General features: G+C 58.8%; 11 protein-coding genes. 6 read left to right on the top strand and 5 right to left on the bottom strand.

The window, feature by feature from the left end; translation table 11 throughout:
* Positions 1-86 precede the first annotated feature (86 nt).
* Together ABD735_RS08980 and malK are read left to right on the top strand one after the other, a co-directional pair.
* Positions 87-1709, top strand: coding sequence for an alpha-glucosidase (locus tag ABD735_RS08980; RefSeq protein WP_344805515.1), 1623 nt, complete (start codon positions 87-89; stop codon positions 1707-1709).
* Between the two features lie 34 nt (positions 1710-1743).
* Positions 1744-2859, top strand: a complete 1116-nt coding sequence (gene malK / locus ABD735_RS08985; RefSeq protein WP_344805517.1) for a maltose/maltodextrin ABC transporter ATP-binding protein MalK — start codon at positions 1744-1746, stop codon at positions 2857-2859.
* 163 nt (positions 2860-3022) lie between these two features.
* Here malK and malG read toward each other — a convergent pair whose 3' ends face one another.
* From malG to malE, 3 genes are all read right to left on the bottom strand, one after another.
* Positions 3023-3913: a maltose ABC transporter permease MalG gene (gene malG, locus ABD735_RS08990; RefSeq protein WP_344805519.1), complete on the bottom strand. Its 891-nt coding sequence runs from the start codon at positions 3911-3913 to the stop codon at positions 3023-3025.
* Between the two features lie 10 nt (positions 3914-3923).
* Positions 3924-5471, bottom strand: coding sequence for a maltose ABC transporter permease MalF (gene malF, locus ABD735_RS08995; RefSeq protein WP_344805521.1), 1548 nt, complete (start codon positions 5469-5471; stop codon positions 3924-3926).
* 197 nt (positions 5472-5668) lie between these two features.
* Positions 5669-6859 (bottom strand): maltose/maltodextrin ABC transporter substrate-binding protein MalE, encoded by a 1191-nt coding sequence (gene malE, locus ABD735_RS09000; protein ID WP_344805523.1) that lies wholly within the window; start codon positions 6857-6859, stop codon positions 5669-5671.
* Between the two features lie 316 nt (positions 6860-7175).
* Between malE and ABD735_RS09005 the strand changes: the two genes are divergently transcribed.
* Positions 7176-9317, top strand: coding sequence for an alpha-amylase (locus tag ABD735_RS09005; RefSeq protein ID WP_344805525.1), 2142 nt, complete (start codon positions 7176-7178; stop codon positions 9315-9317).
* Positions 9314-10207, top strand: coding sequence for an aldo/keto reductase (locus ABD735_RS09010; protein ID WP_344805527.1), 894 nt, complete (start codon positions 9314-9316; stop codon positions 10205-10207). The genes ABD735_RS09005 and ABD735_RS09010 overlap by 4 nt, the downstream gene beginning before the upstream one ends.
* A gap of 5 nt (positions 10208-10212) precedes the next feature.
* Here the strand turns inward: ABD735_RS09010 and ABD735_RS09015 are convergent, their stop codons facing one another.
* Together ABD735_RS09015 and edd are read right to left on the bottom strand one after the other, a co-directional pair.
* Positions 10213-11181: a glucokinase gene (locus ABD735_RS09015; RefSeq protein ID WP_344805529.1), complete on the bottom strand. Its 969-nt coding sequence runs from the start codon at positions 11179-11181 to the stop codon at positions 10213-10215.
* Positions 11178-12998, bottom strand: a complete 1821-nt coding sequence (gene edd / locus ABD735_RS09020) for a phosphogluconate dehydratase (RefSeq protein ID WP_344805531.1) — start codon at positions 12996-12998, stop codon at positions 11178-11180. Before edd ends, ABD735_RS09015 begins: the two co-directional genes overlap by 4 nt.
* A gap of 199 nt (positions 12999-13197) precedes the next feature.
* Between edd and gap the strand changes: the two genes are divergently transcribed.
* Positions 13198-14205 (top strand): type I glyceraldehyde-3-phosphate dehydrogenase, encoded by a 1008-nt coding sequence (gene gap, locus ABD735_RS09025; RefSeq protein ID WP_344805533.1) that lies wholly within the window; start codon positions 13198-13200, stop codon positions 14203-14205.
* Positions 14202-15689 (top strand): pyruvate kinase, encoded by a 1488-nt coding sequence (pyk, locus tag ABD735_RS09030; protein ID WP_344805535.1) that lies wholly within the window; start codon positions 14202-14204, stop codon positions 15687-15689. The genes gap and pyk overlap by 4 nt, the downstream gene beginning before the upstream one ends.
* Positions 15690-15758 lie beyond the last annotated feature (69 nt).

A 15758-nucleotide genomic window follows, 5' to 3' on the forward strand; every position in this document is an offset into this window, starting at 1 on the left:
GGATGAACTCAGACCCGCCAGCCGTCACCATCAAAGCACTCATAAAAACAAGCCTGTCGCTTCCGGCGCGGGACAAGAGAGGCAAGATGCAAAAGAATCCCAACTGGTGGCGCGGCGCGGTTATTTACCAGGTGTATCCCCGAAGTTATTACGATTCCAATGGTGATGGTATTGGCGACCTGCCAGGTGTCACGGCGAAGCTGGACTATATTGCCAGCCTCAATGTCGACGCCATCTGGCTGTCGCCCTTTTTTACCTCCCCGATGAAGGACTTCGGTTACGACGTCTCCGACTATCGCGGTGTCGATCCAATTTTCGGTACCCTGGAAGACTTCGACACACTGCTCGCTGAAGCGCACAAGCGCGGCCTCAAGATCATGATCGACCAGGTGCTGAGCCATTCGTCCGATCAGCATCACTGGTTTGCCGAGAGCCGCCTGAATCGCACCAACCCGAAAGCCGACTGGTATGTCTGGGCGGACCCTAAAGCCGATGGTTCGCCACCGAACAACTGGCTCTCCGTATTCGGTGGTTCTGCCTGGGCCTGGGACAGCCGTCGCAAGCAGTATTACCTGCACAACTTCCTCGCCAGTCAGCCTGACCTGAACTTCCATAATCCGGAAGTCGTCGAGCAGGTGCTGGCGGACGTCCGCTACTGGCTGGACCGCGGCGTCGATGGCTTCCGTCTCGACGCCATCAACTTCTGCTTCCACGACCAGAAGCTACGCGACAACCCAGCCCGTGAGGAAGCCAAAGATGGCTCGATGGGCGTGCGCAAAGAGAATCCCTACGCCTACCAGAGCCACGTCTACGACAAGACCCGTCCTGAAAACCTGAACTTCCTGAAGCGTTTTCGCGCGCTGCTGGAAGAGTATCCGGGCACGACGACCGTGGGTGAGATCGGTGACGACAACTCGCTGCAGGTCATGGCTGATTACACCGCTGGTGGCGACAAGCTCCACATGGCCTACTCGTTCGATTTGTTGACCGAGCAGCACAGCGCCGAGTTCATCCGCAAAACCGTCGAGAGCATCGAAGCAAAGATGACCGATGGCTGGCCATGCTGGGCCATTGGCAACCACGATGTCGAGCGAGTGGCTTCACGCTGGCAGGCGCAGTCTGACGCGCATATCAAGCTGTACATGACCCTGCTGCTGACACTGCGTGGCAGCGTCTGCATTTACCAGGGAGAAGAGCTGGGACTGACCGAGGCCGAGCTCACATTCAAGGATCTCGTCGACCCCTACGGCATCAACTTCTGGCCTGAGTTCAAGGGCCGCGATGGCTGCCGCACGCCGATGGCCTGGCAACCGGACCTCATCAATGCCGGGTTCTCCAACAACAAGCCGTGGCTGCCAGTGCATCATGCGCATTACAACGTGGCTGTGGATGTTCAGGAGGCCGCTGAGACCTCGGTACTGCAGGCTTACCGCGAGTTCATGGCCTGGCGAAGCCGTCAGCCAGCGCTGACACAGGGCGACATCGAGTTTCACGATAGCCCTGCCGATACGCTGCTCTACAGCCGTACAATGGGCGACCAACATCTGTTGATCGCGCTGAACATGACTGCCAAACCGGTCACCATACCGATTAGCCAGAAGGTCAGCACAGTGACCGATGGCCCAGGCGTCGAGTCCGGCGAATGGCAGCAGGGTCAGGTTCGTTTACCAGCGTACGGCGCCGGTATCGCTACAGTTGGCGATAACTGAGCCTAGATAAGAACAAGACAGCGAGAATCAGGATATGGCCAGCGTCACCCTTAGAAATATCTACAAGTGCTACGGCGATGCCGAAGTCACACGGAATGTGAGCATGGACGTGAAAGACGGCGAATTCGTCGTCTTCGTCGGTCCCTCAGGCTGTGGTAAGTCCACCCTCTTGAGAATGATCGCCGGCCTCGAGGAGATCAGCGAAGGCGACCTCTTCATCGGTGATCAGAAGGTCAATCACCTCGCGCCCAAGGATCGGGAAGTGGGCATGGTGTTTCAGTCCTACGCCCTGTACCCGCACATGAACGTCGCGGAGAACATGGCTTTCGGTCTGAAGCTGGCGAAGACTGACAAGAAGGAAATCAATCGTCGGGTTACGGAGGCAGCCAGGTTGCTGCAGTTGGAGCCGCTGCTCGAGCGCAAGCCAAAGGACCTCTCCGGCGGTCAGCGCCAGCGTGTGGCCATCGGCCGCACTATCGTGCGCGAGCCCAAGGTCTTCCTCTTCGACGAGCCGCTGTCGAACCTTGATGCCTCACTGCGTGTGCAGATGCGTATCGAGATCTCGAAGCTACACAAGCGCCTCGGCGCAACCATGATCTACGTGACCCACGATCAGGTAGAGGCCATGACCATGGCCGACAAGATCGTCGCGCTGGATCAGGGCAGTATCGCGCAGATTGGCAAGCCGCTCGAACTGTATCACTACCCGGCTACACGCTTTGTAGCTGGCTTCATCGGCTCGCCCAATATGAATTTCATTCCCTGCACAGCGCTCGACAGCGATAGCCAGCATGTCACGGTGAACCTGCCGGGTGGTATGAGCCTGAAGCTGGCCGTAAATGGCTCGGAAGTGACCGCGGGTGAAAAGCTCACGCTGGGCATTCGTCCTGAGCATTTCACTTCTGCTGACGAGGCCGAGCTGGTATTCAACGGCATGGTGACCGTAGTTGAGCGACTGGGCTACCAGACGCTGGTGCATCTGGATGTGGAGGGTGTCGATTCGGTGCTCACAATGCGTACGAGCGGTGGCAATCCGGTACAGGAAGGTGAAAGCCTGGCGCTTGGCCTCAGCGCCCGCCAGTGTCATCTGTTCCGTGAGAACGGTGACGCCTGTCACCGTCTGTACAAGGAGCCCTGCGTAGATCTTTAAGTTTTAGCTTGTTCAGGCGGGATGAGCTTGTGGTGATGGTCTGATGATCATCACCTTTTTTTGCCTGTGATTTGGTGATGTCAGAGAGGGGTAAGCGGGAGATGAAACGCGGGGATTGAAAAGGCGGCCTGAGCCGCCTGTAATGCTTGCCTGGCTTAGGCAGTTAGCCCTTCACCCCACCCGCGGTAAGTCCGCCGACTATCCACTTCTGGCAGTAGAGAAACACCAACGTGATCGGCAAACCTGACAACACGGCAGCCGCCGCGAAATCGCCCCACAAATAGTTCTGCTCATAGAGGTACTGCTGCGCCCCGACCGCCAGGGTGAGCTTGTTGGTATCCACCAGCAGGATAGATGCCATGGGGTATTCCATGATGGTCATGATAAAGGCGAGGATAAACACGACCATCAGGATAGGCACCGACAGGGGCAGCAGGATGTAACGGAAGGCCTGCCAGGGCGTCGCGCCATCGACCACAGCAGCTTCCTCCAGTGAACGATCGACCGAGTCGAAATAGCCCTTGATGGTCCAGATATGCAGGGCCATGCCACCGAGCGATGCCACGATAACGGCGCCATGCGTATTCAGGCCCAGCCAGCTGACGTGATTACCGATCTGGTTGAACAGGGCATACAGCGCGACCAGCGTGAGCACCGGCGGAAACATCTGCAGGATCAGCATGGACTTGAGGATGAAGCTCTTGCCACCGAAGCGCATGCGCGCAAAGGCGTAGGCGCTCGTGGTGGACAGCAACAGGATCAGTATCGACGACACGACCGCGATCTTGATCGAGTTCCACAGCCACAGAAGCACAGGGAATGGTGGCTGACGCACGGTACCATCAGCTTCGGTATAGGGGATGCCCAGCGCGAGTGACCAGTGTTCCAGCGACGGATTCTCCGGCAACAGGCTACCCGTCGCGAAGTTACCGCTGCGGAACGAGATCGAGATGACCATCAACAGCGGAAACAGGATGATGGCGATAAAACACAGCATGCCGAGGTGGGAGGCCCACACACGGTATTTGGTCGATGGGGGTTGAACCATGGCCATAGTGGTCTCCTTATACCTTGATCTTGGACAGTTTGAGGTTGAGCAGCGATAAGGCGCCCACCAGCAGGAAGATGATCGTTGCAATCGCTGCAGCCAGGCCGAAGTTCTGCCCTGAATCCTGGAAGGCAATGCGGTAGGTATAGCTCACCAGCAGGTCGGTCGTACCAGCCGGTGTACCCGCGCCGATGATGTCCGGCGCACCACCAGTCAACAGGGCGATCAGCACGAAGTTGTTGAAGTTGAACGCAAAGCTCGCGACCAGCAAAGGCACCAGCGGCTTGATGATGAGCGGAAAAGTCACATTAAGCAGATTGCTGATTGGCCCTGCCCCATCCATCGCAGACGCTTCATAAAGGTCACGCGGTATAGCCTGCAGCAGACCCATCGTCAGCAGCATCATGTAGGGATAACCCAGCCAGGTGTTGACGATGAGGATCATCGTTCTGGCGAGCGCCGGATCGCTGAACCAGTCCGGACGGATGCCGAACACGTTCTCCAGTATCAGGTTGATTTCACCGAAGTTCTGGTTGAAGAGACCTTTGAACACGAGAATCGAGATGAACGCTGGCACGGCATACGGCAGTATGAACATGGTGCGATAGAAGGCTTTACCCTTGATCTGATCCCACTGCAGCAGGTTTGCCAGCAGCAGCCCAAGCACCAGAGTGAAGATAACGGTGGCTACCGCGAAGACGATCGTCCAGAGGAAAATCTGCAGGAAGGGGTCACGGATGCCCGGATCAGTGAGCACCTGGAGGTAGTTGCCAAAGCCGATGGTAACGGACCAGCCTGGTGCCAGACGCTCGCCTTCTGCGCTTTCGTAAAACCCCGTGTCGTGGTTCGGGATATAGCTGATACCAGTCTGATTGTTCACCAGCTGTTGGTCCGGACCAAAGCTGTACAGCGGGTGCACTGCAGCAAAGGCACGCAAGTTGGCCTGTCGCAGCTCGCTGCCGTCTTCGGTGGCCAGCACGAGCTCGCCTAGCGCACTTCGCAACTGGATAATATCACGCAGTGCCAGCGGTTCACCCAGCGGCGCATCGGTAGTCGAAGTAACAGGAACGGGATCGGATGGCTCGGTAGCGTCCAGTGAAAACGGCGCCGATCGCAAGGTCTCAGTGGGGCCTTCGAGATAGACGACATAGCCTTCGGGCTGTTCGAAAAGCTGATATTGGTATCGAGTGGATCCGGACTCATAGCTTCGGCTGAGCAGGTTCTGCTGCACGCGCTCGTAGCTGAGCAGGTTATCCGCACTGTAGTTGGTGAAGCCAATACCCACGGTGTACAGCAGCGGAAAGATGACGAACAGCGTCATCCCCGCCAGGGACGGATAGATATAGCGATGAGCATAGAGCCGTTTGTCAAAAAAGACGAAGACGGCGAAGCCGGTCAGCACCAGGAACAAGAGTGCGAACACGAACTCACCCTGGGCATAGAGGGCCAGGATCAGATAGAGCGCCAGCCCAATGATAAGGGCTGCGATACCAAACTTGATGATGCTTCGCTTCATGGTCGGCCTGCTGGCAAAGTCCGAATGGGAAAGCGCTTGAGTAGACATGGTGAGGCACTGCTCCACTGAGTGTACGTTGTTAACGGCTGATGCGGGAGCTTGATGTATCCGAACCGGCCCTGCCTCTTGCCTTGCAGGCATCGGCAGGAAACAGGGAAGAATGGTGTTCTGGCTGGATCGTCGACAGACTCGCGCACCAACCCGCGCAAGCTGTCTCCCTCATCTACAGAGCGCTGGCACGTGGCCTAGCGGGTAATGCGCTTGGCCGCGGTATCGAGCGCATCATCGACAGACTGGCGTCCGGCGGTGATGTTCTGCAGCGCAGGTCCCATCGATGACCAGAACGCGCCCATTGCAGGCACGTTGGGCATGGGTTCGCCAAGCTGGGCGTTTTCGAAGGTCGCCTTGATGTGAGGATTACTGGACAGCTCTTCCATCAAAGCCTTGTTGGCGACAGCGCCCAGTGGCACATCATCGTTGACCATTTTCAGGCCCTTGACAGAGAGCGCATAGTTCTCGAGGAATTCGATGGCCAGATCGCGGTTCGGACTCGCTGCATTGAGCGTAGCCGCCATGACTCCGACCATGGGCTTGGGTGCCTTGCCGTTAATGGTTGGCAGCGTCGTGACGCCAAAGTCGATGTTACTCTTCTCGAGGTTGGCCCAGGCCCAGGGACCGCTGATCATCAGCGCGAGCTCACCCTTGTTGAAGCGTGAATCCATCGCACCATAATCTGCGCCACGGGGCATCACACCCTTTTCGATCAGATCGGCCAAGACCTTCGCGCCGGCTTTTGCACCCTCGTTATTGACGCCCGTGTCCTTGACGTCATAGCCCTTATCGGTGTCCTTGAAGATGTAACCGCCATTGGCGGCCAACAGCGGCCAGGTGAAATAGGTGTTGTTGTAGTCCCACAGAATGGCCTTCTTGCCTTCCTTTGCGAGCTTCTCGTCCAGCGCTGGAATTTCTTCGAAGGTCTTGGGCGCTTCGGCGACCAGCTTCTTGTTGTAGATCAGGCCGATCGACTCGACCGCCATTGGGTAGCCGTAGACCTTGCCATCGATGGAGACGGCATCCCAGGTGAAATCGAAGATCTGGTCCTTGACGGCTTTCGAAGGGCTCAGCGGTGCAATCAGACCACTCTTGGCCCATTCGCCCAGACGGTCGTGCGCCCAGATAAAGATATCGGGGCCGTTCCCCGTAGCGGCTGACTGCTGGAATTTGTCGGTTGCACTGTCGGGATGCGCGACTTCGACAGGAATACCGGTTTCCTTGGTGAACCACTCACCGACTTCCTGCAGGCCGTTATAGCCCTTGTCGCCATTGATCCAGACGACCAGCTTGCCTTCTTCGATCTCGGCATGGACGGGGGCGATGGCGCCCAGTGTGAGCAATGAAGCGGCGATAGTGTTGCAGATGAAATAACGTGGAGTCATGTGGCTTTACCTCTGATGAGTGCTTATTCTTGTTTTCGGCCTGTGCCAGTGCCAAACAATCGCTGGTCTGATTCAATGCCGGTCAGAACGCTTAAATTTGCTGCGAATACCCCGAATGCTCCGCGAAAAGCGCCGAGACTGCATCAGCCCTGATTTTAATACCCGAGGCGTAGATTGGGGGAGTAGGGTTGAGCGTGATTTCCACCTACTCAATACCCGGTTTTTTTGTTCTGATGGAGGCTGCATCCATTTGCCCCCACCCAGTATTTACGGTATCAGGGCAGACATAACCATAATAAACCGGAGCCCGTGCCCCATGCTGTCGTCCGCATTCAAGTACCCCTTTCTCGTATTGATGGTCGTCGTACTCAGCGCCCTGCTCGGCTGCGCCAGTACGGGCCCTTACCCCAACCAATGGGTGAGCGCCAGCACCGATCAGGGGGAGGTCGAACTCGAGTATACGGACGGTGACAACGAGTCTCGACGAGCGACAGGCAGCTTTTCAGCCGGTACGCTGACGCTGGATTTCGGGGGCGATAGCCAGGCCTCGGCGCAGCCAGTAAAGCCTTTCGTGAAGGTCCCCATCGAGACGCTCGACGGTCGCTACACCATGACCTTGCCGCGTGATGGCCGCTATCAGATTCGCCTTGATCAGGGTGATGCCCCCCATTTCCGTGTGACGCCAGCGCCAGCGAAGACGGTGGCGACACCCGCACCGCCGACCGACAGTCCAGTCGAAGCAGACGGTATCTGCCTTGCCAGTGAGGGCCCGGTCACCGTGTCGGTAGGCGAGGTGTTCAAGGACGGCGAGTGGGTCCGGGACTTCTATTCCGGCATGCGGGCTGAGGTCGTTGACGGCGAAGTCACCATGACACCAGCCGCTACGGCAGAAGGCCTGCTCCTGCTCGAACCTGTCGAAAACACCACAGCATCCTTCACCTGGAAAGGTGCAACCGTGTATTTCGTCGTCACAGACCGCTTCGCCAATGGACGAACGGACAACGACAATAGCTATGGCCGCAAACCAGACGGCGAGGAAGAGATCGGCACCTTTCATGGCGGCGATCTAGTGGGATTGACACAGAAACTCGATTATCTGAAAGCACTCGGCGTCAATGCCGTCTGGATCACACCGCCTTTCGAGCAGATCCACGGTTGGGTCGGCGGCGGCGACCGTGGTGACTTCAAGCACTATGCCTACCATGGCTACTATGGCCTCGACTTTACCCGGCTGGACGAGAATTTTGGCACCGAGGCAGAGCTCAAGACGCTCATTCAGGAAGCGCACAGCCGCGATATCCGTGTACTCGTGGATGTGGTCATGAATCACCCGGGCTACAGCACACTCCAGGACATGCAAACCTTCAATTACGGCGGCCTACAGGACGGCTTCGCACAGCACCTGCCCGAAAACTGGGGCGACTGGGCACCAGAATCCTACGAAAATTACCACGCCTACCATGCCCTGCTCGATTACGATCATGCCGACTGGAGCAAGTGGTGGGGCAAGGACTGGGTTCGGGCCGGCATCGCTGACTACGACAACCCACCAACGGTGCGCATGGACGAGCGTCGCGGCTCGCTCGCTTTCCTGCCTGACTTCAAGACCGAGGCGGACAAGCCTGTCGACCTGCCGGTCTTCCTGCAGGACAAGACTGATACGGGCGCTCAAAACCTGGAGGACGCCACGGTCCGCGACTACCTGACTACCTGGCTGACCGACTGGGTGCGCCGTTATGGCATCGATGGCTTCCGCGTGGATACCGCCAAGCACGTCGAGCCTGAAGCCTGGCAAGGCCTCAAGGCAGCTGGTCAGAAGGCGCTCGACGAGTATAGAGCTGCCAACCCGGATCAGCCGCTGCCGGCCGAAGACTTCTGGATGGTCGCCGAGGTGTTTCCGCACTCAGTCACCCGCAGCGAATACTTTCAGAGTGGCTTCGACGCCGTCATCAATTTCGACTTCCAGAGCGAGAGCGCGCGTGATGGCGCCAGATGTCTGTCGAATCTGGAGCCGGTCTTTGCCGATTATGCGCAGAAGTTGCACGGCGACCAGCCCTTCAATGTCATGAGCTACCTGTCCTCTCATGACACGCGCCTGTTCAGCCAGATGCATGACGATCCTCAGCTGCAGAAACGCGCTGCGTCCACCCTGCTGTTATTGCCGGGCACGGTGCAGATTTACTACGGCGATGAAAGCGGGCGAGAGTTCGGACCGACCGGGTCCGATCCCCACCAGGGCACGCGTTCGGACATGAACTGGGCAGCCATCGAAGCTGGTGACAAGGTCGAGATGCTGGAACACTGGCGCAAGCTCGGTCAGTTCCGCGATCGACATCCGGCAATCGGTGCTGGCGTACATCAGATGCTCGATCAACAGCCTTACACCTTTGCTCGCACATTAGAGACTGACAGGGGCACCGATAGAGTTATCGTGGCCTTTGCGCAGGATCAGAAATGACGCCTACCAGACGAACTGTCATCTCAGGCCCACCCCTGCCCAAACTGATCCTGGGCATGATGAGACTGTTCGACTATCCGGAACTCACATCACCGGCGGCTCTGGCCAGATGGATCCACGCCCGACTCGACGAGGGACTGGACACCTTCGATCACGCTGACATCTACGGTGATGGACGCTGTGAGCTGCTGTTCGGCGCCGCTCTGCAGAGCGATGCTGCTTTGCAGCAACAGGTTCGAATCATCACCAAGGCTTCGATCATACTGCCCAATCAGGACAGCTCACCCTGGCGTATCAAACACTACCGGGGTACCGGCTTTCATCTTCGACGAGTCATTGATGATGCGCTGACCAGGCTCAAGGTTGACCAGATCGACACGTTTCTGCTTCATCGCCCAGATCCGCTCGCCGATACTGAAGATCTGGCGCAGGCACTGGAAGATGCGGTCAGCGCAGGCAAGATCAGCCGAATTGGTGTCTCCAATTTTCTGCCGGAGCAGTGGCGCTGGCTGCAGGACAATACCAGGCTACCGCTTGTCTACCATCAAAGCGAGCTGTCGCTGCTGACCAGCCAGGCGCTCTTCGATGGCACGCATGAAGCCCAGCTTCGCGACGGACTTCAGTGGCTGGCGTGGTCTCCACTGGCAGCTGGACGCCTCATGCAGGGGACGATAGGGCGCGCACTGGCCGACGCTCATGCAGTGACCGGGATGTCACCGACAGCGCTCGCAATTGCCTGGATCGGGCGGATTCCCGGAGCCCCTATCCCTGTGCTCGGATCGTTGAAACCTGAGCGAATTCAGGAAGCTTTCGCTGTAGACGATGCTGAGCTACCAAGAGAGCTCTGGTTCAGCCTGCTGGAGGCGGCCCGAGGCCACGAAGTGGCCTGAGCCAGTCAGACTTCCGTGTTCACCAGCGCTTCTGCAGCGCCAAGCAAGCCGGTGTACGGCTCGGTGACGACGAAGACCGGAGTCGATTGCATCAGCGGTCGCATCCGGCCCTTGTCTTCGAAGGCCGTGCGAAAATTGCTTTCAGCCAGGAACTCGACGAAGCGCGGCACGATTCCGCCACATATATAGACGCCACCGAGCGCACCGATGGTAAGCGCGGCATTGCCAGCGACTCGGCCGAGCATTTCGCAGAAGTGGCGAAGCGCTCCACGTGCCAGTGGGTCAGAAGCCTCCAGTGCCGCTGCGGTAATGAGTTCGGGTGAATTGAGCGGCGCCGCCACGCCATCGATTTCAGCATGCGCCTGGTACAGGTTGAGCAACCCCTGCCCGCAGAGAATACGCTCGACCGACACCCGTCCAAAGCGGGCGCGCAGAATTCGCAGAATCGCCATCTCCCTGTCATCGACGGGCGCGAAATCGACGTGGCCGCCCTCTGTCATCAGCGGCACCCAGCCGTCTCTGATCGGCACGAGTCCAGACACGCCGAGGCCCGTGCCAGGCCCGATCACCAGCTTTGCCCGCGCGGGGTCACCGCTGCCGCCGCAGATCCGGGTCTGATGCTCAGGCTTCACGTGCAGCACTCCCAGGGCCATCGCGGTAAAGTCGTTGATGACCTTGAACTCACGCCAGTCGAACTGTTGACGCGTGTCTTCGATGGTAAAGCGCCAGTGATTGTTGGTCATCCGCACCTGTCCACCGCGTACGGGGGAGGCCACCGCCAGACAGGCCTTGGTCACATGGTCAACGCCCGCGCGACGCAGATAGTCGACCACGGCTGCATCCAGATTCTCATACTCGCTGCAGGGCAGGATTTCCACCGCTGAAGGCCGGACCTCGCCGGCCTTTACCAGGGCCAACCTGGCGTTGGTACCACCGATATCGCCAACGAGCGCGAGCTCCTCTGTCAAAGTCATGACTCATGATTCCAGAATGAGCAGGCACCCTCTTCCGGATTGCTGGCAGCACGACGCATCCAGCCGAACATCTCGCGGCCATAGCCGATGCGGGATGGCTGGAGATTCGCTACGGCTGGGAGTCTTTCTGCCAGCGCAGCCTCATTCAGCAGCACAGTCAGTTCGCCCCGTAGGGCATCGAGGCGAACGATATCGCCATCCTTCACTCGCGCCAGCGCACCGCCCTTGGCCGCCTCCGGATACACATGAATGGCCGCAGGCACCTTGCCCGACGCACCGGACATGCGACCGTCGGTCACCAGGGCCACCTTGAAGCCACGGTCCTGCAACACACCGAGGTAGGGGGTCAGCTGATGGAGTTCAGGCATGCCGTTGGCCACCGGTCCCTGGAACCGCACGATGACCACGCAATCCTTGTCCAGGGCACCGGATTTGAAAGCAGCCGCGAGATCATTCTGATCGTCGAAGACGACCGCTGGCGCTTCGACCACCTGGTGCGCCTCGGCAACAGCCGAGACCTTGATCACGCCACGTCCCAGATTGCCTTCGAGCAGTTTCAGTCCACCTTCCGGCGCAAAGGGCTCGGCCGCAGTGGTCAACACGGTAGGGTCGCCGCTGGATGGATTGGCTGCAGACCAGATCAGCTGGTCGTTGTCGAGGCTCGGCATGCGCGTGTAGCGCTCCAGCCCATGCCCGATCACGGTCTCGACATCATTGTGCAACAGCCCGGCCTCGAGCAGTTCGCGAATAAGAAATCCGGTGCCACCCGCCTCGTGAAAGGCATTGATATCCGCCTGACCGTTGGGGTAAATGCGCGTCAGTGAGGGCACGGCGGCAGACAGCTCGGCATAGTCGGACCAGTCGATGATGATGCCTGCAGCCCGCGCAATGGCGATCCAGTGGATCGTATGGTTGGTGGAGCCCCCGGTCACGAGCAGGGCCACCAGCGCGTTGACGATCGTCTTTTCGCTCACCACGTCGCACAGGCCCTGCGTTCCACCGTTAGGCTGTGACAGACGGATGACCTGTTCAGTAGCGGCCACGGTCAGCGCATCTCGCAGTGGGGTTTCAGGGTGAACGAAACCGGCGCCAGGCAGGTGCAGCCCCATGACTTCCACCAGCATCTGGTTACTGTTGGCAGTGCCATAGAAGGTGCAGGTACCCGGGCTGTGATAGGACTGGCTTTCGGCTTCGAGCAGCTCGTCCTTGCCAATCTTGCCTTCGGCATGGAGCTGACGAATTCGCTGCTTTTCCTTGTTCGGCAGACCCGAGGGCATAGGACCCGCAGGGACCAGAATCGCTGGCAGATGACCGAAACTGAGCGAGCCGATCAGGAGCCCTGGCACGATCTTGTCGCAGATACCCAGCAGCAATGCAGCATCGAACATATTGTGACTGAGCGCCACGGCCGTGCTCATCGCAATCACATCCCTCGAAAACAGACTCAGATCCATCCCGGGCTGCCCCTGGGTCACACCATCGCACATGGCCGGGGTCCCACCGGCGAATTGCGCCACCGATCCCATACCGTTTGCCGCCTTGCGGATGATGTCGGGGAAGCCTTCATAGGGCTGGTGGGCCGAGAGCATGTCGTTATAAGCCGACACGATGGCGACGTTGGCCCGGTTCACCAGTTTGAGCGTGTTCTTGTCGGCCTGGCCGCAGGCGGCGAAGCCATGGGCAAGATTGCCGCAGGACAGTGTGCCGCGCAGAGGCCCCTGCTGACGCAATTGACCCATGCGCTCGAGATAGTCGGTACGGGTGGCGCGGCTGCGCTCGATAATGCGCGCGGTGACCTTGGCTACGGTGGGATTCATGACGGTTTTCCTCGTGTTGGGCCCCGGCGCAGATCGGGTACTGCCTGATCAGGGACATCAGATGTGCGATTTCGTGGTTATTTTACTTAATTTTAAGCATCATTCCACGGAAAAAGCTGAACAAGCGCAATATTGTTTGTTATATTTACTATATATAGAACCAGCACACCCAAGAACAAATGAGCCGAGGAGGCCCGACATGACCATTCGCATAGCTATCAACGGGTTTGGACGCATAGGGCGCAATGTCCTTCGCGCACTGTATGAAGGTGAGTACCGGGAGGCGGTGCGCGTGGTCGCGATCAACGACCTCGGTGACGCAAAGAGCAATGCCCATCTGCTGAAATACGACAGCGTTCACGGACGATTTGCCGGCACCGTCGAGAGTGATGCCGACTCCATTACCGTCAACGGTGATCGCATCACCATCACTGCGATCCGAGACCCTCAGGCCCTGCCCTGGGGTGAGCTTGGCGTCGACGTCGTCATGGAATGCACCGGCCTGTTCACCAGCCGCGAGAAAGCCGCTGGCCACATCAAGGCCGGCGCGCGCAAGGTCATCATCTCCGCGCCATCTGAAGACGCCGACGCCATGATCGTTTACGGCGTCAACGACCACACGCTCGGCGCTGGTCACGAGATCATTTCCAACGCCTCCTGCACCACCAACTGTCTCGCACCAGTCGTTCAGGCCCTGCATGCCGGAATCGGTATAGAAAGCGGCTTGATGACGACCATTCACTCCTACACCAACGACCAGAATCTGAGCGACGTCTATCACAGCGACGCCTATCGTGCGCGCTCAGCGACACAGTCACAGATCCCGACGAAAACCGGTGCGGCCGCAGCCATTGGCAAGGTGCTCCCCGAACTCAAAGGCAAGCTCGATGGCATGGCCGTTCGTGTGCCCACCATCAACGTATCACTGGTCGATCTCAGCTTTGTGACCAGCCGCGACACCAGTGCCGAAGAGATCAACACACTCCTGAAAGAAGCTGCACAAGGCTCGACGATTCTTGGTTACAACGACGAAAAACTCGTCAGCATCGATTTCAATCACGACCCGCGGTCCAGCATCTTCGACGCCAACCATACCCGCGTGACTGGTCGACTCGCCAAGGTCATGGCCTGGTACGACAACGAATGGGGCTTCTCCAATCGCATGCTCGACAACGCCATTGCCCTGATGAAGGTCGCCCGCTCATGAGCGCCGCCAATCTGAGCGTCAAGGGCGGCGCCCCTGCCCTGCGGCGCACGAAGATCGTCGCCACCCTCGGCCCGGCCACCAGCTCGCCCGAATCCATTGCCGCCATCATTCGTGCCGGTGTCGATGTCGCGCGACTGAACTTCTCGCATGGCAGCGCCGAGCAGCATCGCAACAATGCCGAGGCCGTGCGTGCTGCAGCCCGGGAACAGGGCCGATTCGTCGCCATCCTCGCCGATCTGCAGGGACCGAAGCTGCGCATTGCGCGATTTATCGACGGCAGGATTACCCTGCAGTCTGGCCAGCAGTTCACGCTCGACGCAGCCATGGACAAGGAATGCGGCACAGCTGAGCGGGTCGGCATTGATTACGAACAGCTGATCGACGATGTCAGCGCCGGCGACATCCTGGTACTGGACGACGGCCGCATCGAGCTCGAGATCGAACGGATAGAGGACCGGGCTATCGTCTGCAAGGTGCTCATCGGTGGCCCGCTCTCCAGCAACAAGGGCCTCAACAAGCGTGGTGGCGGACTGTCAGCCCCCGCACTGACGGAAAAGGACAAGGCCGACATAAAGACCGCCGCCAGAATAGGCGCGGACTACGTGGCCGTCTCCTTCGTGCGCACGGCCGAGGACATGCACACAGCTCGCGCCCTGCTGAAAGAATGCGGCTCAAACGCAGGCCTGGTCGCGAAGATCGAACGCGCCGAGCTGGTGCACGATGAAGCCGCACTGGATGCGGTGATCGAAGCTTCAGAAGTGGTCATGGTCGCCAGGGGTGATCTGGCAGTGGAAATTGGCGACGCCGAACTGGTCGGCGTGCAGAAGCACATCATTGCCCGAGCGCGTACGCTGAACCGCATCGTCATCACCGCGACACAGATGATGGAGTCGATGATTCACAACCCGATGCCGACCCGCGCGGAAGTGTCTGACGTCGCCAACGCTGTGCTCGACTATACCGATGCCGTCATGCTGTCAGCAGAAACCGCGGTGGGCGAATATCCGGTGCAGACCATCGAAGCCATGGCGCGTATCTGTATCGGTGCGGAAAAGCATCCATCGACGCAGACTTCGAAGCATCGTATCCACGAAAGCATGGCAAGGGTAGATGAGTCGATTGCCTTATCGGCCATGTATGCGGCGAATCATCTCAAGCAGATCACCGCCGTGATCTGTATGACGGAAACCGGCGCGACGCCCCTGATGATGTCCCGCATCAAGTCCAGCCTGCCGATCTTCGCGCTGTCGCGGCGTCATGACACACAGCACAAGGTCGCGCTGTATCGTGGCGTGCAGACCGTGCCGTTCGATTCGGAAGAAATGGTGAATGAGCGCATCAATGCCGCGGCGGTGGAGGAACTGGTCAGCCGCAAGGTGGTAGAAGATGGCGACCTGGTCATCATCACCAAGGGCGATTATGCCAATGCCCAGGGTGGCACCAATACCCTGAAAATCGTCAGCGTCGGCGACAGCATTCGCTAGCTCGCCGCCTGGCAGGATCAGGGCCTCGGCCTCGGCCCCGACCCTGCCATCAGATTCCTCAATACTGAA

Origin of the sequence: Allohahella marinimesophila (genome assembly GCF_039538005.1) — a bacterium.
Taxonomy (GTDB): domain Bacteria; phylum Pseudomonadota; class Gammaproteobacteria; order Pseudomonadales; family Oleiphilaceae; genus Allohahella; species Allohahella marinimesophila.

Coding starts and splice junctions, on each gene's coding strand:
- ABD735_RS08980 (WP_344805515.1), top strand. CDS start 87: ATGCAAAAGAATCCCAACTGGTGGCGCGGCGCGGTTATTTACCAGGTG.
- malK (WP_344805517.1), top strand. CDS start 1,744: ATGGCCAGCGTCACCCTTAGAAATATCTACAAGTGCTACGGCGATGCC.
- malG (WP_344805519.1), bottom strand. CDS start 3,913: ATGGCCATGGTTCAACCCCCATCGACCAAATACCGTGTGTGGGCCTCC.
- malF (WP_344805521.1), bottom strand. CDS start 5,471: ATGTCTACTCAAGCGCTTTCCCATTCGGACTTTGCCAGCAGGCCGACC.
- malE (WP_344805523.1), bottom strand. CDS start 6,859: ATGACTCCACGTTATTTCATCTGCAACACTATCGCCGCTTCATTGCTC.
- ABD735_RS09005 (WP_344805525.1), top strand. CDS start 7,176: ATGCTGTCGTCCGCATTCAAGTACCCCTTTCTCGTATTGATGGTCGTC.
- ABD735_RS09010 (WP_344805527.1), top strand. CDS start 9,314: ATGACGCCTACCAGACGAACTGTCATCTCAGGCCCACCCCTGCCCAAA.
- ABD735_RS09015 (WP_344805529.1), bottom strand. CDS start 11,181: ATGACTTTGACAGAGGAGCTCGCGCTCGTTGGCGATATCGGTGGTACC.
- edd (WP_344805531.1), bottom strand. CDS start 12,998: ATGAATCCCACCGTAGCCAAGGTCACCGCGCGCATTATCGAGCGCAGC.
- gap (WP_344805533.1), top strand. CDS start 13,198: ATGACCATTCGCATAGCTATCAACGGGTTTGGACGCATAGGGCGCAAT.
- pyk (WP_344805535.1), top strand. CDS start 14,202: ATGAGCGCCGCCAATCTGAGCGTCAAGGGCGGCGCCCCTGCCCTGCGG.